The following is a 26,017-nucleotide window of genomic DNA, read 5'->3' on the forward strand; positions in this document are numbered from 1 at the left end:
AGCTCCTACCCGGTGATTTTCCTTTATCCTGTACTCATACCCAAGCTGAAACAAAAACCGGTCGGCTCGCAACTTTTCCTCATGAGTACCATCAACTAACAGTTTATGATTATCGTTGAACAGGTAGTTAAATTTAATCTTGTTCTCAATATAAAACTCTGTCGCATTCAGGCTCCCTGAAGCCATCCTGTAAGCCTGATCAGCCACCTGCCAATCATATGCATCGGCCATAGTGTAACGATAGGTCAGGAGATCGATTTCATGCTCGGGACTCATCAGATTTACATTTTCCCGAAACAAGCCGCGATTGTAAAGTGTGCCTCCATAATTATTGTTACGGTCCAGCATAAAATTCAGCGTTCTTTGCTCCCACTCCATGAGCGTAACTCCATTCTGAGCATCAACTTGCTGTAATCCTGTTATGAGTATAAAAAGAGTAATTGTTATCCTCTTGAGATAAAGTATAGCCTGCCTCATGAATTTTTACTGATTAATAATTTGCTCAATGATAATAAAAACATGGTTTCTAACCCGAATCAATCTATAATTGTATTGACTTTAAATTCGGACCAAATTATCTTTAATTAGATTTAAAGATAATATGAAACAATCCATCAGCTCAATATTGGTTATTATATCGCTACTCTTCTCTATGACGGAGATTAGTAAGGTAGCGGTATTGGGTTATACAATGTTCACAGATGGAGAAAAAGCGGCTCAATTCTGTACCTGTATGGGTTGCTCTCATAGTACCGAATCAGAGAAAGAAAGTTGCATGGTAAACATGGGAAGTGACAATTCTCATGAAGAAGAAAGTGAGCCAATGCACTGTAACATGACTCAATCTGCAAATGGCTCTTCTGTTTGCGGTTGTGACAATTCACCGTCCGGTGAAAAACAAATTCTATTCAACACACTGGATAAAACGGCTTTACTTGCCGGCTTTCAATACACTTCAAGAGAGATTAAAAAAAGTATTGAATATCTAAACCGAGAGGAACATCCGGTTTCCGTTCAACGAGATATATTTCACCCTCCCCGAGCATAATCATCCTATCGCACATGCTGCAGCATGAATCCCTCTGCAGATCACTATAAACACAATTTTATACTAAGGATGAATTATGTCTTATTTTAAATTCATCGTTGCCGTGGTGGCTCTGTGTCTCTATGCAGATATTCTCCATGCAACGAATCTTAATAATGTCAGCACAAATGCTGATGCAACTTTAACTAAAATTACCGGTGTCGTTTACTCTTCCGATACAAATGAACCCATTTCAGGTGCACACGTATGGATAAGCGACCCTGAACTCATGGCTGTGACAGACGCTGATGGCTTTTTCAGTTTAGAACTGGGCACTGTAACAGAACCGATTACGGTTCGGATCAGTCACATCGGTTTTAGGCCAATCACAGAAAATATAGAACCGGATGAACTTCAGTCCGGAAGTCCCCTTGAGTTTGTTCTTAATCCTTCATCTGAAATGATGAGTCCGCTTACGGTACTTTCGCACAGAGTCATGAACTCTCCGTCTAATCAAATGGGTACGGATAAGGCCGCATTCTTGCCAATCGATTCAGGACAGTTTCTGCGTGAAGCGGGAAATGCTTCCGGGATTCGAAAAGGAGGATTCGGAATTGATCCGGTACTTAGAGGGCTCAGTGGAAGCCGTCTGAATGTGCGTCTGGATGGTCTGACCGCAACAGCGGCTGCTTGTCCCAACCGGATGGATCCACCCACATCACATATCCGTCTCAGTGATATTGAACGTGTGGAAATTCATCGAGGACCTCACGCCCTGCAGTATGGGCCATCATTTGGCGGAACCGTAAACTTTGTAAGTCATAAATCTCCCGATTACATCGACTTTGGCTTTAACGGCGATGTCCGTGCCGGTATAGAGAATAATACAGGTCACCAGAAAACAGACGCCCGAATCCAGGGTGGGACAGAAAACTGGGATTTCCTTCTCAGTGGCGGCTTGTCATCAACCGATGATTACACAGGTGGAAGTGGATTGACAGTTGCGTCCGGTTTTCAATCCTATGATTTCGGTTTAGAAGGCGGGATCAACGTTTTTGCGGGTCATCGACTGACTGCCGGATGGTCACAATCATTTATCCGTGATGCAGATTTCCCTGCGTTAATGATGGATATGGCCATTGATGATACCTACAAATTTAAAGCCGGTTATGAATGGACACCCAACCAAGCAGAAAACCTATCTTCAGTAGAAGTAAATGGGTACTGGAGCCTGGTGGATCATGAAATGAATAATCATAACCGTGATTCATTTAATATGCGGGATGCTGTTGCTCTTGCTGAAACCGAAACATACGGCGTTCACAGTAAAGTAAAAGGTCAGTACAACTCAGGCTCTTATACGGTAACCGCCGGAATCGACCAGCTGGACGTAACAGGAACACGGTTTGTAGACATAAAAATGGGGCCACAAGCCGGCAATAGCATGACCTACAATTTATGGCAGGATGCTTCCATTTTTAACGCGGGTATATATTACGGATTTGAGCACTTCATCGATCGATGGACCTTATCAGCCGGAACCCGGATCGATTACAATCAAGCAGACTCCAATGATCCGGCCCCTCGATTCGAAAACACTGATGTCAATTCCAATCATGTGAATTTTAGCGTCAGCGCTGGAATTACGCGTCAAATAACTTCCACAACTACAGCAGGTTTTTATGTGGGTCGAGGAGTACGCAGCCCCGATGTAACAGAAAGGTTTATCAACTTCCTTACAATTGGCCGCGACAGTTACGAATACACCGGCAATCCGGATTTAAAAGCAGAAGCAAATAATCAGGCCGATCTGGTACTGAAATCTGAATTCGGAAATTTCAGTATAGAAACAACAATCTTTGCTTCCTACATGACAAACTATATTTCTGCAGTGATTAATGAGGATTTGCAACCGGTTGGTATGGGAGCTCCCGGCGTCAGAGAGTTTCAAAATCGCGGAGATGCCCTTTTCTCTGGTTTTGAACTTGCCATGAATCACAATTTGTCAAGAAGCTGGTTTATTGGATTAAGCAGTTCATTTACCAGGGCTGAATACCTCGAAAACAATACACCTGTTGCAGAGATTCCGCCTTTGGAGTCTACACTGAATATTGGAGGATCCATATTGACGGATCGAATACTACCTGATTTAAGTATTCGGCGGGTGTTTCCACAAACCCGATTCAATGAGGAGTTTGGAGAAAACAGAACACCCGGTTTTTGGTTGGTTGATGCATCTTTAAGCTCGGTCATTTACAAGGGAGTAAACCTTTCCGGTGGTGTACGAAATCTTTTGGATGAAGACTATTACGAACACCTAAATCGTCAATTCAATCCTATGGAAAATCCATCCGGAGGATATCTTCCTGAGCCTGGAAGGCGCTTCTTTGTTGAACTGAGTGTCAGATTTTAAAGTATTGATTCACCCCTGATCTGAATTTTTTAGGTTGGAATGATTCCCTTCTTTTTTTAAGAGGGGAATTAAGGTATAGTCAATATTTTACTTCAGATTTAAAACCCGCATGGATTCATTTCGGTGTGGGTTTATTATTGCAACGCAAACACTAAACAACACCGTAAATTATACGAGCAGGCTTCCGTGTTTCAGTGGTACTTATTAATTTCCTCACTCACTACAACTTAACTTTTTTAAATTCTACATTCTCAGCACGACCCGTTGTCACCATAAAACCGTCGATTTTTCCACTCCCGTTTCTGTAAAACTCAAAATCCCACGAGCCGGCTTCCCAGATATCCTTTTCAACTTCCTCCATTTTGCCATTCGGGCTGAGTCTTCTCTCCAGAAGTAAATTACCCTCTTCAACGGTTAATGTATATTCAGCGGGTAGTTCTTCATTGATGTAGCGCCCGGAATATTCATTTAGATAATCTTCAAACTCATTCTCTAGAAGGTAGTCCGCTATTTGATCATTTAAAACTCCCGGATCTGCATCTCCGCGATTGCAGGTCGTAATCATCGAAGTGCCCTTTTGCGGATAGCGCTTGAAGTTAGTTTTAAATCCGTAAAATGATCCACCGTGTCTTACAGTCTCAACCCCTTTTCTGATTGAAACACGAAGTCCTTTTCTATATTCGTTGATTTCACCATCCACATAAGCAGGAGCAATCAAATTCCGTTTCAGCTTATCGGCCTCTAGTTTGGAAATACCTCCCTCCCAACTCAAATTACCGTACCAAAACTGTTCCCATTTCTCCAAGTCTTTATGATTCGTATAAAGTCCGCCACCTCCAACACCTTGAAAATTGCCCGGATATGAGCGCCGGACAGTCCCATCAGAAACCAAATAGCTAATGGCCCTGTTTGGAATTATATGCGTTCGATCATCATGAAAATGAGAGGCGTTCATTCCAAAAGGTTCAAAAAATTCATTCTCTACAAATTTAGGAAAACCCATGCCGCTAACTTCCTGCACAAGAAAAGCAAGTGTAGTGTATCCGCTATTCGAATAGGAGTAATCTGAACCCGGTTCAAACATCAGCTCTTCCCCTTTTTTGATGACTTCCATATAATCTTCCAGATCCATCACATCATTGATATCCATTCCACCGATTCGCATCAATCCGTAAATATCAGGCAGACCAGAAGTGTGATTAAACAAGTGTTGAACCTGTACTTCAGACGCCCATTCAGGCCACTCTTCCACGTAGTCAGACAGGAAGTCAGTTTCACTCAGCTCGCCGCGAATAATCAGTAATTCTGCTGCGGATGCCGTAATGTGCTTCGATACTGATGCCATGTAGAATCTTGTCGAATCGCTATTTTGAATTCCATAGTCTAGGTTTGCAATTCCGTACCCTTTGGTAAGAATCGATTGCCCATCCTGAAAAATTGAAACCGCACATCCCGGCACGAAACTGCTGTCATATTCGGCAAAAATTTCATCAACACGTTCTATTAGCTCATCTGTGTTATTTTGAGACAGTAACGCTTCTGCACTAAAAAGCGAAATCAGGATAAATGATAGGAGCAATTGTACAATTCGTTTCATAGGAGTTTCAATCAATTCTACGTTCAAAAGTAACATTAGCTGTTCGGCTTGATTTTAATTTCATCGCTTCGATTTCATCTCCGCCTCGAACAAATGTGACGGTTATACCATCAGCACGGAACTCATCATTTTCACTCCAGCTGAGTTCTGCCTTCTCACGCAGACCACGAGTCAGAAAAAGTATCCCGTCCTCAATTACAATATTATATTCAGTGCGGAACCGGCTATTGTGATAGGATCCTGTATATTCTGAAAACTTCTCTTCGAAAACCTCTTTCAGATAAAGATCTGAAACTTCCCGAGCGTGTGTAGCCGGGCTTATATTGCTGCGATTGCAAAATACTATCACACCCAGCTCATAATCGGGAAAGTGCATGTAGCTGGTACGAAATCCCATATAGTTTCCTCCATGACCAAAAGTATAGAGCTTACGATATTCACTTAGGCGGATGCCGGCCGCATAATCCATCTCTGTGCCATCATTAAAAATTCCAACTTCCAGCATCTTTTCCCTGAAATTTTGCAAATTCGATTTGTTTTCAAGAAAATTGGCATCCCATTTTGCAAAATCTTCAATGGTGGTAAAAAGTCCGCGTGCTCCAACGCGATCCAGGTTGTCCCTGTAAAAACGGCCAACGCCGTTGTCGGTTGGCCTGTAGCTCTCAGCACGATTCTTTACAATCATCCCTGTATCGTCATGAAAGTGCGTATCCGTCATTCCTATTGGCTGAAAAAAATGCTTATCGGCATATTCCCGAAGAGACATCTCTGTCAGGTTCTCAACCAATATAGACATCAAAAAATAGGAGCTGTTACTGTAGTTATACTCAGTATTTGGTACAAAGTTGAGTTTGCTTACTCTGCTGATCAGATCGAACGTAGATTCGGGTGTCGTTGTGTTGTCCAATCCTACATCGTTCAATGCAAGCAGACTAAACAAATCCCGAATGCCTGACGTGTGGTGAATCATTTGACGTGCAGTGATCGGGGTTTCAAAATCAGGCAGTTCCGGAATGTACGTTTTTAGATTTTCATCAAGATCAATTAATCCCTCCTGCTGCATCATCAGTAAAGAAGCAGCCGTAAACTGCTTGGAAATAGAAGCGATCATAAACTTTGAGTCAGGCTGTATAGGTATCCCGTAATCAAGATTAGCCATTCCATACCCTTTTGAAAAAATGAGACTTCCCTGATGAGTTACACCTACTGCACAGCCCGGAGTTTCATTGGTGTAGTCGGTAAAAATTGAATCGACTTCTGCAGTTTCTATGTCATCAAATGAAATTTGAACAGATTGAGCAACTATATAACCTGCATTTAAGAAAAAGCAGAGACTCAGAATTGATAGAGAGTAGAGTAGCTTCATAGAGAGTCTGTACTAATTTTTTTTAGTTAGAAGGCCAACAATGACTACAAAAATAACTGAGCCGATAATTGACCAGATTATGGGAAAAGTGTTGCCGCCTATGTTAACATTTAAAAGTTCAGGCAAGCCCAGCTGCTCGCTCAACCACGTTCCCAGAAGTGCACCAATAAAACCCAGCACAATGGAAACCACACACCCACCCCGGGAATACCCGGCAATGGCCTGACCTATTGAACCGCAAACACCGGCAATAAAAAGAAGCAGTAAGAATTCTAAAAAACCCATAGTTTCACCTCAGTTAGTTATCAATTTGAATCATTAAATCTGAAACAGCAGTCATCATCTACTGACCCATAACAACACCTTCGCGGCGTGGGTCAGCCCCGCCAAAATATCCATCCTCAGTTACCTGGATTGCTTGAATACCGCTGGTCATGGATTGTGTGCGGATTTCATGCCCCATTTCCCGAAGTGATTCTATAAACTCTGATGAAAAACGATTTTCCTCCAACGCGGTCGCACCATTAAAATTGGCAAAATTAGGCAGATTGATTGCATTCTGAGCGTTTAAATCCCACTCATACATTCCAATAATCGCCTTGGCGGTATAGTGAATGATCGCAGCACCGCCCGGCGAACCTACACTTGCCAGAGCGTTCCCGGATTCACGATTGAAAACTAGCGAAGGACTCATGCTTGATCTTGGGCGCTTATTCGGTTCCACCCTGTTTGCCATTGGGTTACCGTCTTCATCAACCGGAGTAAGTGAAAAATCTGTCAGCTCGTTGTTGAGAATAAATCCGCCAGGCAGGCCTGTTCCGCCATCGCTCATGACCCGGCTTCCGAAACCATTCTCAATGGTTGTTGTCATCGATACCATATTTCCATCTCGATCTACAATACTGACATGACTCGTTCCGCTTTCGGGCTGATAGGGTTGCACGCCAAGCACAGCTTGTGTTTCTCCGGGATTACCGGGTTCTGCTGTTCCCATACTTTGGTCTCCAATCAGATCTGCTCTTTCAGCCAGGTAAGAGGGTTCCATTAAACTGTTCCAGTCTCCGGCCGGTGCATCCACAAAATCCCAGTCGCCGATATATTTTGCTCGATCTGCAAATGCGAGTTTCGCAGCTTCTAAATAGTTATGCATCCATTCGGCCGTCATCAGTCCGTTTTCAAAATCAACTTCCACTGATTCAACCTGTTCAATAATTCCCAGCATCTGCATGATAGCGATATGACCTGACGAGGGTGGCGGAAATCCACAGATATTGTACGATTTCCAGTCGTTACAAAGAGCACGTGTTTCAAAATCCTGAGCCGGATAGTTATTGATATCCGCGACGGTCATATTTCCAGGTCGTTCATGAGACTGAATTCTTTTCACGATATCTTCAGCAACTTCGCTTTGATAAAATGCGTCGATACCTTGATTTGCTACAAGCCGTAGTATCTCGGCCAATGCCGGATTTTTCAGCTCATATCCCACCGGTCTCGCTTCGTTGTTTTCATCATAGTATAACCGAGAAGCTATCTCATCGCTCCTAAATGCCTCTTCACCGGCTAAAAGCTGGTTTAAACGTGGGCTTATCTTGAATCCATTTTCTGCAAGTGTAATAGCCGGAGTAAAAAGATCTTGCCATGGAAGTACACCATGTCTCTCATGTGCCTGTTTCAGCATGGCTATGGTACCCGGAACTCCAACAGACTTTCCGCTTCTTACTGCATCCCTGTAAGGCATGGTCTCCCCATTTTCATCCAGGAAATGATTTTCGTTAGCAGCAGCCGGTGCCGATTCGCGGCCATTATAAGCATAAACCTGTTCTCCATCCCAGTTGAGCAGAAATGCTCCGCCACCAATCCCGCTGGACTGAGGCTCAACCAGTGTAAGCACCATCTGAACAGCAATTGCAGCATCAACGGCTGATCCACCCGCCTGAATAATCTGATATCCGGCGTCCGTTGCCAGAGGATTTGCAGCAGCAACGGCAAACTCATTCGTAACCCATCCCGGCTTTTCCGTATACCCGGTACTCATTTCGGGCTGCTCAGGAATGGAGTAGGAAACTTGATTGTCGTCTGCGGATTCGCATCCGGAGATCAGTAAAAACGAAAAAATTAAAAATGAAGAGATGACAGATAGAGGTCGTAAAAGCTTGAGCATGTGAGGGTAGATTTTAGTTTATCCGAATCTTTAGTTTTTGTGAACACCCCCAAATATGACATTTCAAAACTCTATAAACAAACCTCAATCCTATCCCCCAGAATATTTTAAACGTTTTTACGGTTACAGGGGAAAAAAAGAAAGTAGTACTCATGACAACCTCTTAAAGTTTTGCTCTAAATAAAAAAGAGATTTATGGCCAGACTGACCACGGTATCCTGGATAGCATAAGAATCAAGCCCAGTCCGTAATAGATAATCACAGTTCGAAATCTTCGAGCATCATCTCCCGGCTTTTTAGCTTTTATGTACCCTACCGATACAAGCACTATGGCGATCAGCATCGTCAAAGGATGTTCCAATATGTAGAGCCGGCTGAGTGATTCCGACATCGCCTCTCCTGAAAAGTTGGCTAGGCCTACAGGAGAAATTACGTATAGAACCAAACCTATCAATAGCTGAAGATGTGTAGCAATAAATCCAATAAGGGTAACTTTTCTAACCTTGTCGGTAAAGGATTTTTTACCAACAAATTGAATAATCACATATATAATTGAGAAAACAAGAGCAGCAAGTAACAGATAAGCTAAATAAGAGTGTAAATGTTTTAATCCGGTGTACATTTCAAATGGGATTGATTTTGAGCTTCACTATTGTTGTAACGAGCAATTCGATCTATGTTCCCGGTAAATAGAACCTTTAGCAGATGAATAGCGACGGAACACAGAGATAAATGAATATCTTGCTTACAAATCCGATTTACAAACTAAATATCCAAAATCAGTTTATACAATTCGATTCGGGTCGCTGTAATCCGGAACCTCTCCCCTGTACCTGAATATCCGTTTTATCCATTTCACCATCGTTTCAGATTGATTCTTAATATACCACTGATCGGCCGCTCTTCTCGCTCCCAGACCGTAGCTCGGGTAGGGATGAATGGTATCAGCAAAGTCGCGAAGAGAAACCCCATTTTTCATGGCCAATCCATATTGTGAAATCATTTCGCCGGCGTGTGCTCCAACAACCGACGCTCCCAATATCTTTCCGGTCCACTTCTTCGCATAAATTTTAATTAAACCGGTTGTGTTTCCATCGGTTATCGCGCGGTCAATTTTGCTAAATGGAAAGCGATACGTTTCGAACGATACACCTTGTTTATTCAAATCTGCCTCCGTTGCCCCAACATGCCCCAGCTCCGGATCGGTAAACGTTACCCACGGCAGATGTTTTTCATCAATACTCATCGGCACTTTGAGTAAAGCCTTCGTCACAGCCGTTTTTGCCGTATGCTCACTCATGTGTGAAAAATGAAACTGACCTGTCACATCCCCCGCCGCATAAATATGGCTTTGACTAGTTCTACCTGATTTATTCACTTCAATGCCTTTTTTCGAATAGTCGATACCGGCGGCTTCCAGATTTAATCCTCCCACATTCGGCCTCCTTCCGGTTGCCATCAATAGAGATTCGTTTGTCACCTGCAGAGATTCTTCATTATTGATATACGAAATCCGCACACCGTCATCTACCGACTCTATTTTTTCTATGGCTGAATTCAATTCAAATTTCACTCCCTCTTCTATCAAACATCCCTTTAAAATTTCCGTTAGCTCCGGATCATCATTCGCTAATATTCGGTCGGCCATATCCAAAACAGTAACGTCCAGTCCGAGGCGAACAAAGCTCTGGGCCATCTCGCAACCGATCGGCCCCGCGCCGATAATACTTATCGATTTAGGAATATTATTAATTTCAAAAAGTGATTCGTTGGTAAGATAGTTTATACTGTCTAAGCCGGGAATGGGTGGTATAAACGGATTGGAACCTGTACAGATAAAAAAGTACTTAGATGTTATACTCCGCTCAGTACCATCGGGAAGTTTAACGATCATCGTATGACTACCGGAAAACGACGCTTCCCCGATAACAACTTCAATTCCCATCTCTTCAAATATCTCAGGCCGATCGGCATCTGCATAAACTTCATTGCGAACTTTATCCACATGCTCCATCACCCTGGACAGGTCTATATCGCTTATAGAAAGGTCTATTCCATATTTATTGCTCTGCTTTGCGTTATGGATTACTGAAGCTGCTTTAATCAACGTTTTGCTCGGTACACACCCATTCCAAGTACAATCTCCGCCCAGTATATTTTTTTCAATCATCATTGTTTTTGCGCCAAAATTTGCCGCAATTCCCGAAGCCGTAAGCCCCGCTGCCCCGCCACCAATCACAATCGCGTCATAATCGTATTTCATCTGCTTCCTCTACATCATTAATTTTATATTTCACCTTTCTGAACGTCGACCATCCGCCATACGCCAACATGCCTACCACAACCCCATACACCCAAAGTGGCACATCTTTTCCGGCAATAATCAGATAAAGGTAAGCTGATACAAAAAAGAAAGATGCACTCAGCACGGGTAATACAATAGATCTATCAATTCTATAATTCCGAACAAGCCAGGCAATCGAGAGTGTGAAAAAAGGTATGGCACCAACGTAAATAGCTCCAAAAATTATTGGATTAACCCCATAGGCATCCCCTAAACTCATAAACCAAACCTGAAAATCATTGATCCACTCCATAAATAATAATTTAATTAATTCACTGTCTTACAATAGTATATGCACCAAAAAAAGATGGTCCTATCTTTTTTGTTTACCTACCAATATTCTTACTACATTAACGTTTACAAGTTGAAACAATTAATCAAACATTTCGTTTGATCAATCCACGAATTTGAGTGTATATTCAAATACACACTACAATACTATCTCGCTTGGATAAAAAACGCATTTACATATCGCTCTTTTTCAGCCTTGTACTGCTAACAGGTACAGCGTTGTCTTCGATTCATTTTCACAACGATGATCCATCCGGTTCCGAAACGGTACATCAACTGGTTGAAGATGATTTTCAGTGCGTGATTTGTGGGTCTGTATTCAAATACAGTCCGCAATCTGAAACGGTATCTGAAGTTTTTATCAATCCTACAGTAGTCAGATACGTTCAGCCAACTCTTTCTTACGACTCTTCCGAACTTCCCTCCTTCGACGGCAGAGCACCACCTGCTTCAGCCTAGTCAGGCCACCCTCAGATTTACAACTCATCTATCTCAATTTCGATTTCTACGGTATTACTGTTGAAATCTATCTATATCACTTAAACAAAGTTAAAAACCTATATCCATGAAAAAATCATATTTCTTAACACTCTTTACAGCAGCAGCTTTAATTTTTACAGCCGTTTCTTGCGATTCAAATGATGACCACGACGACCATGATGAAGAAGTTCCGGTAGGATTTCAACTATCAGTAAACAGTAGTATGCTTGTAACTCAAGACAGCGGTACTTTAACCTATGCGTCAGGCGACGCTATAGAACTGCCTGCAGGAGCTGAAGTTGGTCCCGTAGATGTTCAGTTCATAGCAGAGGATGGTGATCTTTTCACTCCCGAAGGCGGAGAATACGGACTGCAGTATGAACTCTCTCAAAGTGGTGTAATATCAGTCGAACATCCTCTTGGAAATAATCAATTTCAGTTTAATGTAAGTGCTGTTGAGGTGGGTGAAACAACTCTCACTCTGGATCTGATGCACGACGGACATTCAGATTTTGAAAGTCAGGCTATTACCGTCAGGGTTGTCCAAAATTAAACCGAGTCATGATTTAGTTATCAATAAACTCACATTCAACTTATAAACATTCTGATGAGAAATCTGTTTAGTGCAGTAATTCTCTTTCTGACTTTGACAATGACTGCAGCCGGCCATCCCAAATCCACAGGGTCGGTTGCAGGATTTGTCATTGATTCAGAAACCGAAGAGCCGGTCCCATTTGCATATATACATCTGGAAGAGATTAACAGAACCGGAACTACGGACAGACACGGCTATTTTAAGATTCACAATATACCCGAAGGTGAATATAGTCTTTATGTTCATCGTATTGGTTTTTCAAGTAAAACTCAGCGTATACTAATTGAACAAGGTGAAGAGACCAACATCACTATCGAACTCAATGCAACCGTACTTACCGGCCAAAGCATTGAGGTTGTAGCTGATGCTGAAAGTTTAAGGGGATCAAATCTTGAACACGCCTCCATTAAGGTTACCGGTTCACAATTACGAAGAAACTTGGGAACTACCCTTTCTGAAACACTTTCAAGTCAACCCGGTTTTGACCAGCGAACAATGGGTGCGGCTCCTGCCCGTCCTGTTATTCGGGGACTAGGTGACGAACGTGTTTTAATCTTGCAGGATGGAGAACGAACCGGTGATGTTTCCGGTGCCTCACCAGACCATTCCGTAACCGTTGATCCCATGGGAGCAGACGAAATTGAGATTGCTCGCGGCCCTGCAGCTCTCGCTTACGGTTCTAACGCTATTGGTGGCGTAATTAACGTTGTTCGAAATCAAATCGCCAACAACAAACCCTCATCTATCAACGGAACAGCTACCCTGCAGGGAGCAAGTGTAAATACGGGGATTTCTGCAGCCGGAATGGTTTCCATCCCAAAAGACGACTTTGTTTTCAATATGGATGTAAATGGCCGTTATGGTGATAATTATAACTCGCCACAAGGCACCATCGAAAATTCAGGGTATTTGACAACAAACAATGCCGTTGGTGTAAGTTATATCCGGCCATGGGGTTACAGTGGGTTGGCAGCCTCCACATTTATTTCGAACTACGGAATACCACCCGACCCTGAAGGTGGTCATGCGAATGGTGTGGACGTGGAGATGCAGAAATATCAGGTAGAATCAAGAAGTGAATTCCTGATCAATGACAACTTTTTCAAAATGGTTGAAGGAGGGCTCTCTTATCGATATTACCATCACAGGGAGTTTGAGTCTGCTGAAATAATTGGAACAGAATACACGCAAAATTCAGCAAACCTTAATCTAAAAGGAATACATCGTGATTTTTGGGTCTTCAATGATGGTGTAGTTGGTATTTGGGGTGAGTTTCAAGACTATCAGGTACTGGACCGGTTTAATATCAATGCAAACAATTACAGTGCTTCTGCATTTACCATTCAGGAAGCAGATTTTGGTCCGCTGCATATAGAAATTGGCGCTCGGTTTGATGCAGTATTAGCAAAACCGGATCGTGAAAATCCGGACTCTCGTATTGGCCATATTCGTCAGCGTGAATTTTATTCACTGGCTTCATCTGCGACTGCTATCTACAACCTTGGAGCAGGCTTTTCTGTCGGGTCAACATTTCTTCACTCTTTTCGGGCACCATCTATTGAAGAATTGTACTCACAGGGGCCTCATATAGCCGCTTACTCATTCGAAATTGGGAACCCCGACTTAGATCCAGAGCGCGGTCTTGGAAAGGAACTATTTGTCAGATACAGGCGAACAAATACTAACTTCGAGTTAACCGGGTACCATAACGGATTTGATAACTACATCTATCCGAGAAATACCGGCCGGCAGAATATTTTCTTTCCACGCTTGAATGACTATCAGTATGAATCGGTAGGAGCCGAAATTTACGGCCTGGAAGGAATGGTGGAGTTTCAACTTACCTCATCTCTAACATTTAATAGTTCTGCATCCTTAACCATTGGGCGCCGGGATGTGACCGATGAAGAGATGGAAACGGAAGATTTTGACTCAGATACAACTCCTTTACCGATGATTCCTCCATTCTCATTCAAAACCGGATTGAATTACGTTAAGGGTCCTTTTCAGATCGGAGCCAACGTCCGTCACTCCTTCAAGCAAGACAGACTAGCGGAATTTGAGTCAGTTACGGACGCCTACACACTGTTGGGTGCTAATGCAGAGTACAGACTAACCTCTTCCGGCGATTATTTACACACGTTCTCCATTCAAGCAAATAACATACTGGACGATACGTATCAAAACCACCTCAGTAGATTGAAAGATATATTTCCTGAACCGGGCCGGAATATTTCACTCTTGTACAGACTCTACTTTTGAGCACTTTTCAATGCAAAAAGTAAAGGTTACTGCTTTTCAATAATCTCTTCAGCACTTTTCATCTGAAGATTCTGAAACTCCTTGTTCTTATCACTGTAGGAGATCCATAAAAATAGTATCAGATTTGTAATCTTTCGCAGCACGCTTGATACAAGCAGCATACCGGCAACAGCAGCCGTTGCCATATTCAGCATTTTTGAAAGCTCAATACCGGCCCACATAAACACTAAATCGCGGCTGGGTATAAATGGGATACGGTTAACGACAATCACGATCGCCAGGAAAGTAAACCAGATTGTAATGGGTGTATTGGGTATTACAACTGCCCACTGGACAATCATTAGTCCATGATGGAGTAAAAAGCGGGTCATATAAATTCCAAAAACAATCAGAGATTTTTTTAATGAAAGTGAAAAAAGATACTTTCGGAACTGAACAGCAAGTACTGTAAATACTATTGTGATTACAATCCCAAGAATTACATAAACTGCATTTACATCATCAATCATCTCTTCCAGATTGATTGTACCTGTAAAGACTAAAATACCGACAAGCGAAAAGGCTACCAGGTTTGATGTGAGAGCCGAAAGTATATTGTTGTCTCTTATATCCTTCAGAATCTCCCTATCCTTCTTGTCCAGATATTTTCTTCCCCATACAAACAGGTAAAACTCACCGGAATACCCCATCACTTCATCGTTGTAGACTTTTTTGGTGATAAATCCCTTGAAAGATTCCCATTTACCAGTCTTCCAAACCTGTCCGTATATAAAAACTTCGGCCAGAGGCAGCGATATATATAACAAGGCAAAGATGATGTAAAAAAGCGGATGAGTAGGAAGAGAATTCAACACTTCTCTCCAGCCAATATCAAAGAGTTGATAAAGAATTATACCCACTATGAACAGAATCATCCCTCTGCGAAGGTATCTTTTCAAAAAATCCGCCCTGGGACTCTCAGTGAATTCTTTCCAGCTTTTTTTGATTGATTCTATATTAATGGCAGTCGCTTTTTGATCTTGAGAATGGCCTAAGGTAGTAATCATTTGATATGAATTAAAAGCACATTCTTTAACAGATTTAAATTACGTTAGCTTTCGAAACTTTTATGACTAAAAATGATTTAACAAGTTGAAATTAATTGTTTAACAACCTTTTTAGTAATTTGACGTTAAGCTTGAGAGGCTCATTGAACAGTTTGGCTATTTTCGGACTCAAAAATATCATCATGCACAACCCATTTAAGCTATCAGCTCTTATTCTGACATTTATATTCTGGCTTCCTGAAACGGGTATATCTCAGATATCCAACCCGGATGACCAGTTAAGTTCGTTAAAGTCCGATATGATTTTAGCTCAAACATTGGAGGGAAGCCATTTTAATGAATTCTGGAACTACCAGTTTTATTTCAACAACGGGATGAAAGTGCATATTACGTTTTCAGCGGCTAGCTTCGGAAGCTTAAAGGACCCGGTAACCGGGGTTCGAATATCCGTTTTCAATCATGGTGGCGAACTCTACCAGCTGGCCAGAGAGTATCCTCTTCCCCGCCTGGTTCAGGACAAAGAAAATTATCTTTTTAAACTGCGGGATGACCGGGACCTCTACTTTGAAGGCAAGCTGCCCGAACGTCACCGGGTAGTTATCAAAACATCAAAAGATGGAGTAGAATATGATATCGATCTTCGCCTAAACAATATTCAAAAAGGTTTTAAACTGGGTAACGGCAAGTACCAGGTTGGCGGAGAAAAAGTGGGCATTGTAACGCACATACCCTACGCCGAAGCAAGTGGTCATGTAACCATTAATGGAAACCGGGAACGAGTAAATGGGACGGCCTATATGGACCACACCTGGCAAAATCAGACCACAACCCGTTTAATGCATAGCGGTTACAGAGTGATTGTTCATAACGACAGTAAGAACTGGGATTTACTCTATGTAATGCTGCCTAACGAAAGCGGTAACAATGATACAATTGGCCATAGAGTTACCAATTCCGATGGTGAACTGAATTCTGCATCTGTTGAAAACATGGAGGTTGTTACCAGTCAAAGTGCTTTTGGTTCTAAAATACCCAGAATCATTGATATGAATCTGAGTGACGACAGCTCCATTCGAATATCCCGCACTCAAGATGATGAACGATTTACGGTTCTGGGTGAACTGAGCTGGATTGCAAGACGTGCGGCACGAACATTTTTAGGGGGAGAAGTCATTAATTATCGCGGAGAGACTAATCTCATGGAAACCGGGACTCGACCTAAACATGGCGAGTACAACTTCTTTATTGTGGATTGATCCTTATCGTTTAGGGCAATGTTTTTTTTGATGAGATCCTTCTTCTCAATACTCCGATCCCGAAAGAAATAGCCGGCTAGTCAAGCATTCACTGATTTAAAAAAGAAAAGCTCCGGAAGTTTCAGTTCCGGAGCTCTATGCTTTAGGTTCAGCATAAATAGGAGTGACTAGTTGACTAACCAGAGATAAGATTAGTTCTTATGCTGTTACTTACAAGAGAAACGACTGTCCCGGTTGTTACAATTTTTTTAAAAAAAGTTCAGAATCCTCATATTAGATTCGTTTGAAAAGATTTTTTTACGATTCAATTCCTTCTGATATCGTACCTTCAATCAAATCCGGAATCCAAAATCTGAACTATGAAATACATCTACACACTTCTTTTTGCTCTTCTCTTCTCACCTGCTCTTTTTGCCCAGATGCCGGATGCACCCGAGCGCACCGAAGGTGACGGACCTTTTGATCGGCTGATTATACGAGGTGCTACCATGATAGACGGTACCGGTTCTCCGGCTTTGGGCCCCGTGGATATCGTAATCGAAGGCAATCGCATCATAAGCATCCAAAATGTGGGGTACCCCGGTGTTCCAATCAATGAAAACCGTCGCCCCCAGGCCAGAGATGGAGATCACGAAATTGATGCTGAGGGCATGTATGTTCTTCCCGGTTTTGTAGATATGCATGCACACATTGGCGGAAATGCTCAGGGAACCGTACCGGAATATGTGTTTAAACTATGGCTTGCCCACGGAATTACAGGTATTCGTGAACCCGGATCTTTTAACGGAGCAGACTGGACGCTGCAACATGCCGAGCGCAGCCGCAATAATGAAATCACTGCACCTCGAATTTATCCTTATTTCGGATTTGGAATGGAAAGTTCCGGCGATATCAACTCACCGGAAGAAGCACGTAACTGGGTTCAGACCATTCATGATCAGGGTGCAGAAGGAATAAAATTCTTCGGGGCTCGACCCGAAATTTTTGAAGCAGCTCTCGATGAGGCCAATAAACTAGGGCTCGGTTCCATGGCTCACCATGCACAAACTCGTGTGGTTTACAACAATGCACTGGATACTGCGGAAATGGGACTCAAGGGCCTCACTCATTGGTACGGACTGCCGGAAGCACTCTTTACGGATCAAGTGATCCAGGACTATCCGTTGGATTATAACTACAGTAACGAACAGCACCGATTTGAAAATGCGGGAAAGCTGTGGGAACAAGCTGCTGAGCCGGGAAGTGAAAAATGGAACGAGGTAATGAACCGTATGCTTGAGTTGGGCCTCGACCTCAACCCAACATTTACGATCTATGAAGCGAGTCGTGACCTGATGAAAGAGCGTCGGGCCGAATGGCACGAAAAATACACGTTCCCTTCCCTCTGGAAATTCTACCAGCCGGATCGCCGTGCACACGGATCTTACTGGTTTGACTGGGGAACCGAACAGGAAGTAGCCTGGAAACAAAACTATAACCTCTGGATGCAGTTTGTAAATGAGTACAAAAATCGTGGTGGAAGTGTTACACTGGGATCCGATGCAGGATATATTTTCAAACTGTACGGATTTGCCTACATCCGGGAAATGGAACTGATGCGTGAAGCCGGATTTCATCCGCTGGAAATATTTCAATCGGCATCACTGCATGCGGCGCGTGTTCTTGGAAATGATGATGAACTTGGCACAATTGAACCGGGTAAAATCGCGGATTTGGTAATCGTGGATGAGAATCCTCAACAAAATATCAAAGTACTCTATGGAACTGGGGCCATACGTGTGGATGAAGAAAATGAACTAAAACGTGTAGGCGGTGTAAAATATACGATCAAGGATGGAATTGTCTATGATGCCAAAAAGCTTCTGGAAGATGTTGCCAGGATGGTTAAAGAGAAAAAGGCTGAAGAAGATTTTGAAATTACTCAACCGGGTCTCGACTGGTAAAATTAATTAAAGCCTATGGGGTTTGAATCTTTTTTATAAAATATTGGTATGTATTGATAGACGTTAAACCAAATCAAAGCAAACAGGTGTCACTTATGAAAACCAAACTGCTTATCACTTTTATAATTCTTTCACTCAGTCTCATGCTCTCAACGGCACAGGCTCAGGATACGTCTACTGAGAGATCACTCGGTATCGGAGCTCAGGTCACCAACCCTGCAGGAATTGCGCTTAAAGGATGGATTTCTGACAATGCAGCCATTGCATCGGTAATAAGCTTCAACCTTACGGAAAATGCCTCATCGTTCTACTTTCACGGTGATTATCTGTTGCATAAAAGATATGATACTCCAGGCTGGGATGTTGGATTTTTGAGCTACTACTACGGCGTGGGCGGACGCTTTATCTGGCGTGATGCAGGTATCGACAATAACTTTTTTGGAATCCGTCTGCCCGGTGGGTTGAACTTTACATTTACTGACGTTCCGTTCGACTTCTATGTAGAGATGGCGCCCGTTTTTGAAGTTACACCCGATTTCAGCTTCGGATTCACTGGGGGAATCGGATTTCGATATTTCCTGAATTAAACAGCTGCGAGCCTGCTGATATTGTCTCAAGAAATTGCAAAACTTTAGCAGCAGCTGCATTCTCTGATTTAGAACGAATTTATTAAGAAAATAGGTCTAAAGAATCAAAATTCGCGCATCCGCCTTGTGATTCTTTCAACCTTATATCTATGTGCTTACACTATATTGCTCTAACCTTTTTTAATCACTTTAAATAATAATAGAGACTGCAAAAACCCTAAAAGATGCCCCAGACTCTCCCCGATTTTTCCGATATTGAAGCGGCTCATAAACGAATTCAGCCCTACGCTCACCGCACTCCTGTTTTAACTTCATCCTACTTTAATAAAAAAACAGGTGCTTCTCTGTTCTTTAAATGTGAGAACTTTCAAAAAGTCGGAGCGTTCAAATTCAGAGGAGCTTTCAACGCCATCTCCAAGCTATCAGATACAGATGGGAAAAAAGGAATAGTGACCCACTCATCCGGAAATCACGCTCAGGCCGTAGCTCTTGCGTCCCGGATGAATGGCTATAGTGCAACCATCGTGATGCCAGAAAACGCACCACAGGTTAAAGTAAATGCCGTCCGGGATTATGGAGCAGAGATCATATTTTGCGAAAATACCACAGAAGCCCGCGAGGCTGCCGCGCAAAAAGTGATTAACGAAACAGGTGCAACGTTTATCCATCCATATAACCACCCAGATGTGATTGCCGGTCAGGGTACAGCTGCCAAAGAGCTTTTGGAAGAACATCCTGAACTCGACATCATTATTGCACCTGTTGGAGGCGGAGGTCTTATCAGCGGATCAGCCATTTGGGCAAAACACTACAATCCCGGTATTAGGGTAATCGGAGCGGAGCCAAAGTGGGCCGACGACGCCTACAGGTCATTTAAATCGGGGAAAATTGAGCCTGTGTTGAGAACAGATACCGTTGCTGACGGTCTCCGAACGTCTTTGGGTGAGCTTACATTTCAGGCTATTCAAGCCAATGTTGACGACATTGTAACAACATCTGAAGAATCTATCATTAAAACTATGCGTGATATATGGGAACGTATGAAAATCATTATTGAACCTTCCTGTGCCGTACCTCTTGCAGCAATTGTCGAAAATAAGATATCGATAGATCATTTGAATGTCGGAATTATACTAACCGGTGGGAACGTAGACCTGGAAAATTTACCCTTCGGTTAAAAAAAGAGACACAGCCATAAGCTGTGCCTCTTTAAATATTGCCAAGCTTATTGATAATTTGTTATTCATTCACTTTAACATCCGTAACCGTAATATTCATTGTCATCCCCTCACCACTTTCAAGCATACGTTCAAATTGCTCCATCTGAGGTTTAATTTGACGTTCGATAGCATCGCGCTGAGCTTCAGGCATCTGGCTAAGCTGCTTCTCCATTTCGCGCATGGCTTCCCTGGCTTCAGCTATCTCCTCTTCACTAAATTGGGATGACATACCCCCAATTTTCATGGTCATCGACATCGGAACCGGGTAGCCGGAAAAAACTTGGTAATCATCCAGGCTCATATCCATACTCATGTTCTTATCACCATCCACAGTCTGTTCCATAAAAATTTTCCGAACATTCATGGTGCTTATCTCAATCCATATAGTGGCAGCATCAAAAACGATCTCCATATCTTCCATTTCCATTTCACTCTGATCCAATGATTTAAGCAACTCGCTATCATTTACAAATATTTTGTAGGTATCAATACCGTCTACCCTCTCTTCGGTAATACTTTCTGCACCACGGATTAAATCGACCATCTGGTCAACGGAGCCGGCCATGGCACTAAAGTCCATTTCCATATCGTCCCCATTTTCAAGGTCGAGATAGGGAGTGCCGTTCTCATTTCTCTTTTTAACATAACGGGTTGTCATTTCTGGGATCAGACCACCTTCGTTCACCTCAATTGTCATCGACAGCGTTTCGATCTCTGAGAGCGACTCTTCATATTTGGTTGTCATCTCTTCAGCTATGCGTTCGGCTGAGGGCTGCGCAATAACGGCACCCATGTTGAAAGAAAGGACCAGTACTAATAAGATTAAATTGATTTTAAAGATTTTAACTTTCATAACTCTTCTCATGTATTGATTTTTTTGTGATTGAGATATGTTACATATTTGATCTCAGTAATCGAAACTATTATCAATCTTATATGCGAAAAGATGATGTTTTTACTGCCATGATTCGTGAAGAGCTTGAGCAGCATGAGCGTTTTTTTCTGTTTCAGGAACGGGAGCTCTTACGCAGCAAAGAGTACCGCAAACTGGCCACTCAGTCACTGCGTCAAACGAGAATCATTGCCGTAATTGTGTTTTTAACCATTGTTACATTTTCAATCATCAGTATTATGCATTTTGTGGAGTTTGGGCAGCAGGGAGGGCTATCACGTTTTGTTTTGGGTATGCTTTCATGGGCTTTTGCCATTGCATCCGTCTTCTTTTACACAAAAAATATTCTTGAAAAGAAAAAATGTATGGAACGTGTGCTAAAACTACTTGAAGCACGCGAACAATTTCGTGATAATACAAACAACCCATAACCTATTGATGGATAACGCTATGCAAAAAATGATCTCAGCCGCCCTTCTCGTAGGAGGATTAATCCTTCTTTACTTCGGATACCAGGAGATGCAATCTTTGGGTAATGAAGTCAACGAATTTGTAACCGGTTCTCCCAGCGACCGATCGATGTGGATGATGGGCGGTGGAGCTGCCATTGCCATAGCCGGGTTGGTTGGCCTTATTCGCGGTAAACTTTTTAAATAGTCTTAAGCTCAAATATTACTTTTTTTTAAAAAACGGAAAACTATTGTTCTTGCTGAAATCCGGAGTTTCAGCATTCCTTCAGAATTCATCAATATCTTTTCATAGATATGAAAATTTTGATTGTAGAAGATAATCCGGACCTCCGTGAAAACATCCTTACCTACTTAAGCCGGGAAAACTATATCTGCGAAACTGCAGAAGATTACGAGCAGGGTTTCGATAAGATCATGTCTCACTCCTACGATCTGGTATTAATCGACATTTTGCTTCCAAAAGGTAACGGTTTACAGCTTTTACGGGATTTGATTTCAGTACGTCCTCAAACCGGTTCCATTATCATTTCCGCCCGGAATGCTTTGGATGATAAAGTAAAAGGCCTGGAAATAGGAGCTGACGACTACCTGACTAAATATTTTCAACTACCGGAGCTGCTTGCTAGAATAAAAGCTCTCCAGGATGAGTGAATCCCTCTCCCTGCTGACCCGAATAGAAAATGAGGAGTTTGAAAACAACCATGAAGTAAATTTTTCAAAGCTTGTCTCAGAAGGAATAAAAACATTCTCTGAATTCATCGAGTTTAACAGTTTAACTTTAGAAACAGAGATCACTGATACCGTGATCCTCAATATATATCCTTCCTTAGTTGATATCCTTTGGACAAATCTACTACAGAATGCCATTAAACATAATGTGGAGAATGGATTTATTTCAATCAATCTAAGCCCGGATGAGTTGATTATATCAAATAGAGGAAATCCAACCGAGATCCCCACCAGTCAACTCTTTAAACGATTTCGAAAAGCCGATCAAAATTCATCATCTATTGGTTTGGGTTTATCTATTGTTGAACGAATCGTTCGTCAAAATGGCTTAGAGATCAGTTACAAAGTAAATCAATCCATACATACCGTTACTGTGAAGTTAAAGAATGTAAATAACGGATAACTTCAGAATTACTTCAGTATTAAATCAGTTTTGGCATAAGATTATGATTTAATATTGAAACAAATATAAGTTTCACTGTGATTAAAGCTACTTTTAAAAGAATGAACTTGAGAACTACAAAATATCTTCTGCTACTTAGTTTTTACCTGATTGTTGCAAGTTCTGCATTTTCCCAAGACACTGATAACGGCTCTGTTACCGGTATTGTCATCAACCCTGACGGTCAAGGTATACCCAATGCAACCGTGGCCATTTTACCTGAAGATCCGGAATCTGAAGAATTACTTGAGGGATCAGCCACAAATTCCGACGGAAGTTTTGAGGTCAGTATTGAGCCCGGAACATATCGGCTCAGAGTTACATTTGTTTCGCTAAATACCTACCTCACAGAAATCGAAGTTGTACCGGGAGAAACATTAGATCTGGGACAGATTGAGATGAAGGAACGGCAGGAGGAGCTGGATGAAGTTGTAGTTCGGGGTGAGCGATCGTACGTAGAGATGAATTTTGACAGCCGCCGTTTCAATGTTGGTGAAGATGTAGTTAGCCTTGGCGGATCAGCACTGGATGTTCTAGATAATGTGCCATCCATTACAACAGACTTTGAAGGTAATGTGAGCCTGCGAGGAAACCAGGGGGTTCAAATTTTAATTAACGGACGTCCTTCCAATTTGGTTCGAGGCGGAACAGATGGATTAAGTAGTATTCCCGCTAGTTTAATCGAATCTGTAGAGGTCATTACAAATCCGTCAGCCCGGTACGAAGCACAGGGTACTGCGGGTATCATCGACATTATTCTTGTCGACAATGCCCAACTTGGGTTCAACGGCAATGTTCAAGTAACATCTGGCTACCCTCTTGATAGCGGTGTAAGTACAAACCTTAACTATCAAAAAAATAGTATTAACTGGTTTCTCAATTTGGATTTTGAATATGAAAATCAACCTGAAACAGGAAGATCATTTCAAAGCTTCAGTGCAGATACCACCTATTTGTTTAATGAAAAAAATGACGTGAGTGAGAAAGAGAGAGAAGGAAATATCTTTTTTGGTGCCGATTTTTTTCTTCCGAACGACCAGGTTTTAACTGCATCATCAAGAATCAGCCTTGAACGGGGTGATGAAGACGGCGAACTGCTCTACACCGATTTCAATCCTCCTGCCAATCAAATCTACCGTTCTGTTGATAACAGTTGGGATATTCTCCGTCAGATCGATAGAGAAAATATTGAAGACGCCAAAGAACAAGATTTTGATGTACGATTACAGTATGAAAATAAATTTGACGGAGATGACCACCGCCTTACAGCCGATTTTGATTTTGAATTTGGTAGTGAAAGTGAAGATTTTTTACAAACAGGCATAACTGAAATTGGAACTTCTAACTTTAACGACAGAAGAACATACTCTGACGAAGAGTACAGAGAAATTAGGTTTGATACGGACTATGAGCGTCCTCTCGGCGACAATGGTCGTTTTGAAACAGGGATGAGAATAAATTATGAATGGGAAGATAATGACTTCATTTCTGAAGAGTTTATCAACGGATTCTGGACAGAACCTGATGAAGAGTTTACACTCAGCGACAACTTTACATATATTGAAAATGTAAATGCTCTTTATGCTATCTATTCAGGTTCGACCGGAGAATTTACATATCAGGCAGGGTTAAGGGCTGAAAATACCAACATAGAAACCGAACTCGATCTTGCCGGAACGGAAAGCAGTCAGAACTATACCAAACTGTTTCCAAGCCTTTTTCTCTCCTATACCATAAGCGATCAGAATTCCCTGCAAATGAGCTATAGCCGACGAATCTCCCGACCTTGGTCGCGCTATCTTCTACCCTTTACAGAGATCCGCGACTCCAGAAACAGACGAGTCGGTAATCCGGACTTGGATCCTGAAATCGGGGATTCTTACGAACTCGGCTGGCTTCGGCGATGGGACACAGGATCAATCCTCACAAGTTTTTACTATCGATACCGTACCGGTGTGATTGAGAGCGTATATACCATTGACGGTGATGGTATTACTACACGCTTCCCGATCAACCTGGCAACAGAGGATGCCTGGGGTGTTGAACTGTCTGTAGACCAGGATCTATTTGAAGGTTTTCAATTATCCGGAAGTGTGAATCTTTTCCAGTCTGAATCAAAAGGCGAGTTTGAAGGAGAGCTTTATGAAAGCAGTAGTGAATCATTTACCAGCCGCTTACGAGTACGATACCGATTTTTGGAGAGCTGGAATTTACAGTCCTACATGTTTTATCGCGGCCCGCGCGAAACAACCCAGGGAAGAAGAGGTGGTTCTGCATTCTTCGGTTCTGGATTATCAAAGCAACTTTGGGACGGTAAAGCCAGACTGTCTCTGAATGTGAGAGACTTATTTAACTCCAGAAATGCCGACCGTGAAGTCATTCGGGAAACATCATACACAAATAACAATTACAGCTGGTCATCCAGGTCTTTCAGAGTTTCATTTCAGTATAATTTCAACTCAGAAGGCCGTCGGTAATAAAATCCGAAGTGTTTAATCAAAGTGAAGAGGCAGAAATTTATCCATCTTTCTCTTCACTTAGTCTTTGAACTGCTTCATCCATATCACGGATTAACTGCCATCTGTACATACCGGAATTGTGTCCGTCATCCCAGGTAATTTTTAAGGCGTGGTTACCAACCGGTTCAGCCTTCAGGATTTCATATTTGCGTGTTGGTTCAATTTTAAACAGTTCAGGCTCATACTTGCCCATCTCGGAATGACCCCCACGGCATGATACGCATGGACAATTTTTTCTTAATCCAAAAAGTGAAAGTTCTGTGATGTGTCCGTCTCCCCACTCTACTTTAAATAACTGCTCCGAATTACTTACATCTACCGATACCGGTTTGTATCTTGTGTCCATGCTGAGATTGTTTCTGCTAAATGAATAT

At 42.2% G+C, this 26,017-nt stretch carries 24 protein-coding genes and 1 pseudogene; 14 read left to right on the forward strand and 11 right to left on the reverse strand.

Annotated features, from left to right (window positions below; genetic code table 11):
- A pseudogene (locus tag ACESM0_RS03420) lies at positions 1-477 on the reverse strand (hypothetical protein); the annotation flags it as partial.
- A gap of 124 nt (positions 478-601) precedes the next feature.
- Here ACESM0_RS03420 and ACESM0_RS03425 point away from each other — a divergent pair.
- Positions 602-1,048 (forward strand): hypothetical protein, encoded by a 447-nt coding sequence (locus ACESM0_RS03425; RefSeq protein WP_372903660.1) that lies wholly within the window; start codon positions 602-604, stop codon positions 1,046-1,048.
- A gap of 76 nt (positions 1,049-1,124) precedes the next feature.
- Entirely contained in the window at positions 1,125-3,440 is a 2,316-nt protein-coding gene (locus tag ACESM0_RS03430) for a TonB-dependent receptor (RefSeq protein WP_372903662.1), read from the forward strand.
- 220 nt (positions 3,441-3,660) lie between these two features.
- Here ACESM0_RS03430 and ACESM0_RS03435 read toward each other — a convergent pair whose 3' ends face one another.
- The 7 genes from ACESM0_RS03435 to ACESM0_RS03465 all read right to left on the reverse strand — a co-directional run bounded on the left by ACESM0_RS03435 (position 3,661) and on the right by ACESM0_RS03465 (position 11,164).
- Positions 3,661-5,073 (reverse strand): serine hydrolase domain-containing protein, encoded by a 1,413-nt coding sequence (locus ACESM0_RS03435; RefSeq protein ID WP_372903664.1) that lies wholly within the window; start codon positions 5,071-5,073, stop codon positions 3,661-3,663.
- A complete protein-coding gene (locus ACESM0_RS03440) occupies positions 5,045-6,403 on the reverse strand; it encodes a serine hydrolase domain-containing protein (RefSeq protein ID WP_372903666.1) in 1,359 nt (452 codons plus the stop codon). Before ACESM0_RS03440 ends, ACESM0_RS03435 begins: the two co-directional genes overlap by 29 nt.
- 12 nt (positions 6,404-6,415) lie before the next feature.
- The gene (locus tag ACESM0_RS03445; RefSeq protein ID WP_372903668.1) at positions 6,416-6,688 is read right to left on the reverse strand and encodes a GlsB/YeaQ/YmgE family stress response membrane protein; all 273 of its coding nucleotides are present in this window, start codon (positions 6,686-6,688) and stop codon (positions 6,416-6,418) included.
- 58 nt (positions 6,689-6,746) lie between these two features.
- Positions 6,747-8,567: a gamma-glutamyltransferase gene (gene ggt / locus ACESM0_RS03450; protein WP_372903670.1), complete on the reverse strand. Its 1,821-nt coding sequence runs from the start codon at positions 8,565-8,567 to the stop codon at positions 6,747-6,749.
- Between the two features lie 193 nt (positions 8,568-8,760).
- Entirely contained in the window at positions 8,761-9,189 is a 429-nt protein-coding gene (locus ACESM0_RS03455; protein ID WP_372903672.1) for a hypothetical protein, read from the reverse strand.
- Between the two features lie 162 nt (positions 9,190-9,351).
- Complete coding sequence (locus ACESM0_RS03460) at positions 9,352-10,830, reverse strand: dihydrolipoyl dehydrogenase family protein (RefSeq protein WP_372903674.1); 1,479 nt, start codon at positions 10,828-10,830, stop codon at positions 9,352-9,354.
- A complete protein-coding gene (locus ACESM0_RS03465) occupies positions 10,814-11,164 on the reverse strand; it encodes a hypothetical protein (RefSeq protein WP_372903676.1) in 351 nt (116 codons plus the stop codon). Before ACESM0_RS03465 ends, ACESM0_RS03460 begins: the two co-directional genes overlap by 17 nt.
- A 194-nt stretch (positions 11,165-11,358) precedes the next feature.
- On the opposite strand from ACESM0_RS03465, the gene ACESM0_RS03470 reads away from it, so the two are divergent.
- From ACESM0_RS03470 to ACESM0_RS03480, 3 genes are all read left to right on the forward strand, one after another.
- On the forward strand, positions 11,359-11,661 hold the full coding sequence (locus ACESM0_RS03470) for a hypothetical protein (RefSeq protein ID WP_372903678.1): 303 nt from the start codon (positions 11,359-11,361) through the stop codon (positions 11,659-11,661).
- 106 nt (positions 11,662-11,767) lie between these two features.
- Positions 11,768-12,235, forward strand: coding sequence for a hypothetical protein (locus ACESM0_RS03475; protein ID WP_372903680.1), 468 nt, complete (start codon positions 11,768-11,770; stop codon positions 12,233-12,235).
- A 54-nt stretch (positions 12,236-12,289) separates the two neighbouring features.
- The gene (locus ACESM0_RS03480; RefSeq protein ID WP_372903682.1) at positions 12,290-14,539 is read left to right on the forward strand and encodes a TonB-dependent receptor; all 2,250 of its coding nucleotides are present in this window, start codon (positions 12,290-12,292) and stop codon (positions 14,537-14,539) included.
- A gap of 26 nt (positions 14,540-14,565) precedes the next feature.
- Here the strand turns inward: ACESM0_RS03480 and ACESM0_RS03485 are convergent, their stop codons facing one another.
- Entirely contained in the window at positions 14,566-15,585 is a 1,020-nt protein-coding gene (locus tag ACESM0_RS03485) for a hypothetical protein (protein WP_372903684.1), read from the reverse strand.
- A 182-nt stretch (positions 15,586-15,767) separates the two neighbouring features.
- Here ACESM0_RS03485 and ACESM0_RS03490 point away from each other — a divergent pair, with 182 nt between their 5' ends.
- The 4 genes from ACESM0_RS03490 (at position 15,768) to ACESM0_RS03505 (ending at position 20,549) form a co-directional block, all read left to right on the forward strand.
- Positions 15,768-16,841, forward strand: coding sequence for a hypothetical protein (locus ACESM0_RS03490; protein WP_372903686.1), 1,074 nt, complete (start codon positions 15,768-15,770; stop codon positions 16,839-16,841).
- A 359-nt stretch (positions 16,842-17,200) separates the two neighbouring features.
- Positions 17,201-18,784, forward strand: a complete 1,584-nt coding sequence (locus ACESM0_RS03495) for an amidohydrolase family protein (protein ID WP_372903688.1) — start codon at positions 17,201-17,203, stop codon at positions 18,782-18,784.
- A gap of 95 nt (positions 18,785-18,879) precedes the next feature.
- Entirely contained in the window at positions 18,880-19,371 is a 492-nt protein-coding gene (locus ACESM0_RS03500) for a hypothetical protein (protein WP_372903690.1), read from the forward strand.
- Positions 19,372-19,595: 224 nt separating this feature from the next.
- Entirely contained in the window at positions 19,596-20,549 is a 954-nt protein-coding gene (locus ACESM0_RS03505) for a threonine/serine dehydratase (RefSeq protein WP_372903692.1), read from the forward strand.
- A 61-nt stretch (positions 20,550-20,610) separates the two neighbouring features.
- Here ACESM0_RS03505 and ACESM0_RS03510 read toward each other — a convergent pair whose 3' ends face one another.
- Positions 20,611-21,444 carry a hypothetical protein gene (locus ACESM0_RS03510; protein WP_372903694.1) on the reverse strand — a complete coding sequence of 278 codons (834 nt, stop codon included), beginning with the start codon at positions 21,442-21,444 and terminating at the stop codon, positions 20,611-20,613.
- A gap of 83 nt (positions 21,445-21,527) precedes the next feature.
- On the opposite strand from ACESM0_RS03510, the gene ACESM0_RS03515 reads away from it, so the two are divergent.
- The 5 genes from ACESM0_RS03515 (at position 21,528) to ACESM0_RS03535 (ending at position 25,601) form a co-directional block, all read left to right on the forward strand.
- Positions 21,528-21,914: a hypothetical protein gene (locus ACESM0_RS03515; protein ID WP_372903696.1), complete on the forward strand. Its 387-nt coding sequence runs from the start codon at positions 21,528-21,530 to the stop codon at positions 21,912-21,914.
- Between the two features lie 7 nt (positions 21,915-21,921).
- The gene (locus ACESM0_RS03520) at positions 21,922-22,140 is read left to right on the forward strand and encodes a DUF3185 family protein (RefSeq protein ID WP_372903698.1); all 219 of its coding nucleotides are present in this window, start codon (positions 21,922-21,924) and stop codon (positions 22,138-22,140) included.
- Between the two features lie 107 nt (positions 22,141-22,247).
- Entirely contained in the window at positions 22,248-22,604 is a 357-nt protein-coding gene (locus tag ACESM0_RS03525; protein ID WP_372903700.1) for a response regulator transcription factor, read from the forward strand.
- Positions 22,597-23,085 (forward strand): sensor histidine kinase, encoded by a 489-nt coding sequence (locus ACESM0_RS03530; protein ID WP_372903702.1) that lies wholly within the window; start codon positions 22,597-22,599, stop codon positions 23,083-23,085. The genes ACESM0_RS03525 and ACESM0_RS03530 overlap by 8 nt, the downstream gene beginning before the upstream one ends.
- A gap of 107 nt (positions 23,086-23,192) precedes the next feature.
- A complete protein-coding gene (locus ACESM0_RS03535; protein WP_372903704.1) occupies positions 23,193-25,601 on the forward strand; it encodes a TonB-dependent receptor domain-containing protein in 2,409 nt (802 codons plus the stop codon).
- Between the two features lie 40 nt (positions 25,602-25,641).
- On the opposite strand, the gene ACESM0_RS03540 is transcribed toward ACESM0_RS03535, so the two are convergent.
- Positions 25,642-25,989, reverse strand: a complete 348-nt coding sequence (locus ACESM0_RS03540) for a DUF971 domain-containing protein (RefSeq protein ID WP_372903706.1) — start codon at positions 25,987-25,989, stop codon at positions 25,642-25,644.
- Positions 25,990-26,017: the final 28 nt, after the last annotated feature.

This window comes from Rhodohalobacter sp., assembly GCF_041686455.1.
In the GTDB taxonomy this organism is placed as follows: Bacteria; Bacteroidota; Rhodothermia; order Balneolales; family Balneolaceae; genus Rhodohalobacter.

Excerpts from the sequence above, each read along its gene's own strand:
- ACESM0_RS03495 (WP_372903688.1), top strand. The coding sequence starts at position 17,201 with ATGAAATACATCTACACACTTCTTTTTGCTCTTCTCTTCTCACCTGCT.
- ACESM0_RS03460 (WP_372903674.1), bottom strand. The coding sequence starts at position 10,830 with ATGAAATACGATTATGACGCGATTGTGATTGGTGGCGGGGCAGCGGGG.
- ACESM0_RS03485 (WP_372903684.1), bottom strand. The coding sequence starts at position 15,585 with ATGATTACTACCTTAGGCCATTCTCAAGATCAAAAAGCGACTGCCATT.
- ACESM0_RS03490 (WP_372903686.1), top strand. The coding sequence starts at position 15,768 with ATGCACAACCCATTTAAGCTATCAGCTCTTATTCTGACATTTATATTC.
- ACESM0_RS03515 (WP_372903696.1), top strand. The coding sequence starts at position 21,528 with ATGCGAAAAGATGATGTTTTTACTGCCATGATTCGTGAAGAGCTTGAG.
- ACESM0_RS03505 (WP_372903692.1), top strand. The coding sequence starts at position 19,596 with ATGCCCCAGACTCTCCCCGATTTTTCCGATATTGAAGCGGCTCATAAA.
- ACESM0_RS03520 (WP_372903698.1), top strand. The coding sequence starts at position 21,922 with ATGGATAACGCTATGCAAAAAATGATCTCAGCCGCCCTTCTCGTAGGA.
- ggt (WP_372903670.1), bottom strand. The coding sequence starts at position 8,567 with ATGCTCAAGCTTTTACGACCTCTATCTGTCATCTCTTCATTTTTAATT.
- ACESM0_RS03430 (WP_372903662.1), top strand. The coding sequence starts at position 1,125 with ATGTCTTATTTTAAATTCATCGTTGCCGTGGTGGCTCTGTGTCTCTAT.
- ACESM0_RS03440 (WP_372903666.1), bottom strand. The coding sequence starts at position 6,403 with ATGAAGCTACTCTACTCTCTATCAATTCTGAGTCTCTGCTTTTTCTTA.
- ACESM0_RS03530 (WP_372903702.1), top strand. The coding sequence starts at position 22,597 with ATGAGTGAATCCCTCTCCCTGCTGACCCGAATAGAAAATGAGGAGTTT.
- ACESM0_RS03445 (WP_372903668.1), bottom strand. The coding sequence starts at position 6,688 with ATGGGTTTTTTAGAATTCTTACTGCTTCTTTTTATTGCCGGTGTTTGC.
- ACESM0_RS03540 (WP_372903706.1), bottom strand. The coding sequence starts at position 25,989 with ATGGACACAAGATACAAACCGGTATCGGTAGATGTAAGTAATTCGGAG.
- ACESM0_RS03480 (WP_372903682.1), top strand. The coding sequence starts at position 12,290 with ATGAGAAATCTGTTTAGTGCAGTAATTCTCTTTCTGACTTTGACAATG.
- ACESM0_RS03455 (WP_372903672.1), bottom strand. The coding sequence starts at position 9,189 with ATGTACACCGGATTAAAACATTTACACTCTTATTTAGCTTATCTGTTA.
- ACESM0_RS03425 (WP_372903660.1), top strand. The coding sequence starts at position 602 with ATGAAACAATCCATCAGCTCAATATTGGTTATTATATCGCTACTCTTC.
- ACESM0_RS03510 (WP_372903694.1), bottom strand. The coding sequence starts at position 21,444 with ATGAAAGTTAAAATCTTTAAAATCAATTTAATCTTATTAGTACTGGTC.
- ACESM0_RS03475 (WP_372903680.1), top strand. The coding sequence starts at position 11,768 with ATGAAAAAATCATATTTCTTAACACTCTTTACAGCAGCAGCTTTAATT.
- ACESM0_RS03435 (WP_372903664.1), bottom strand. The coding sequence starts at position 5,073 with ATGTTACTTTTGAACGTAGAATTGATTGAAACTCCTATGAAACGAATT.
- ACESM0_RS03525 (WP_372903700.1), top strand. The coding sequence starts at position 22,248 with ATGAAAATTTTGATTGTAGAAGATAATCCGGACCTCCGTGAAAACATC.
- ACESM0_RS03500 (WP_372903690.1), top strand. The coding sequence starts at position 18,880 with ATGAAAACCAAACTGCTTATCACTTTTATAATTCTTTCACTCAGTCTC.
- ACESM0_RS03465 (WP_372903676.1), bottom strand. The coding sequence starts at position 11,164 with ATGGAGTGGATCAATGATTTTCAGGTTTGGTTTATGAGTTTAGGGGAT.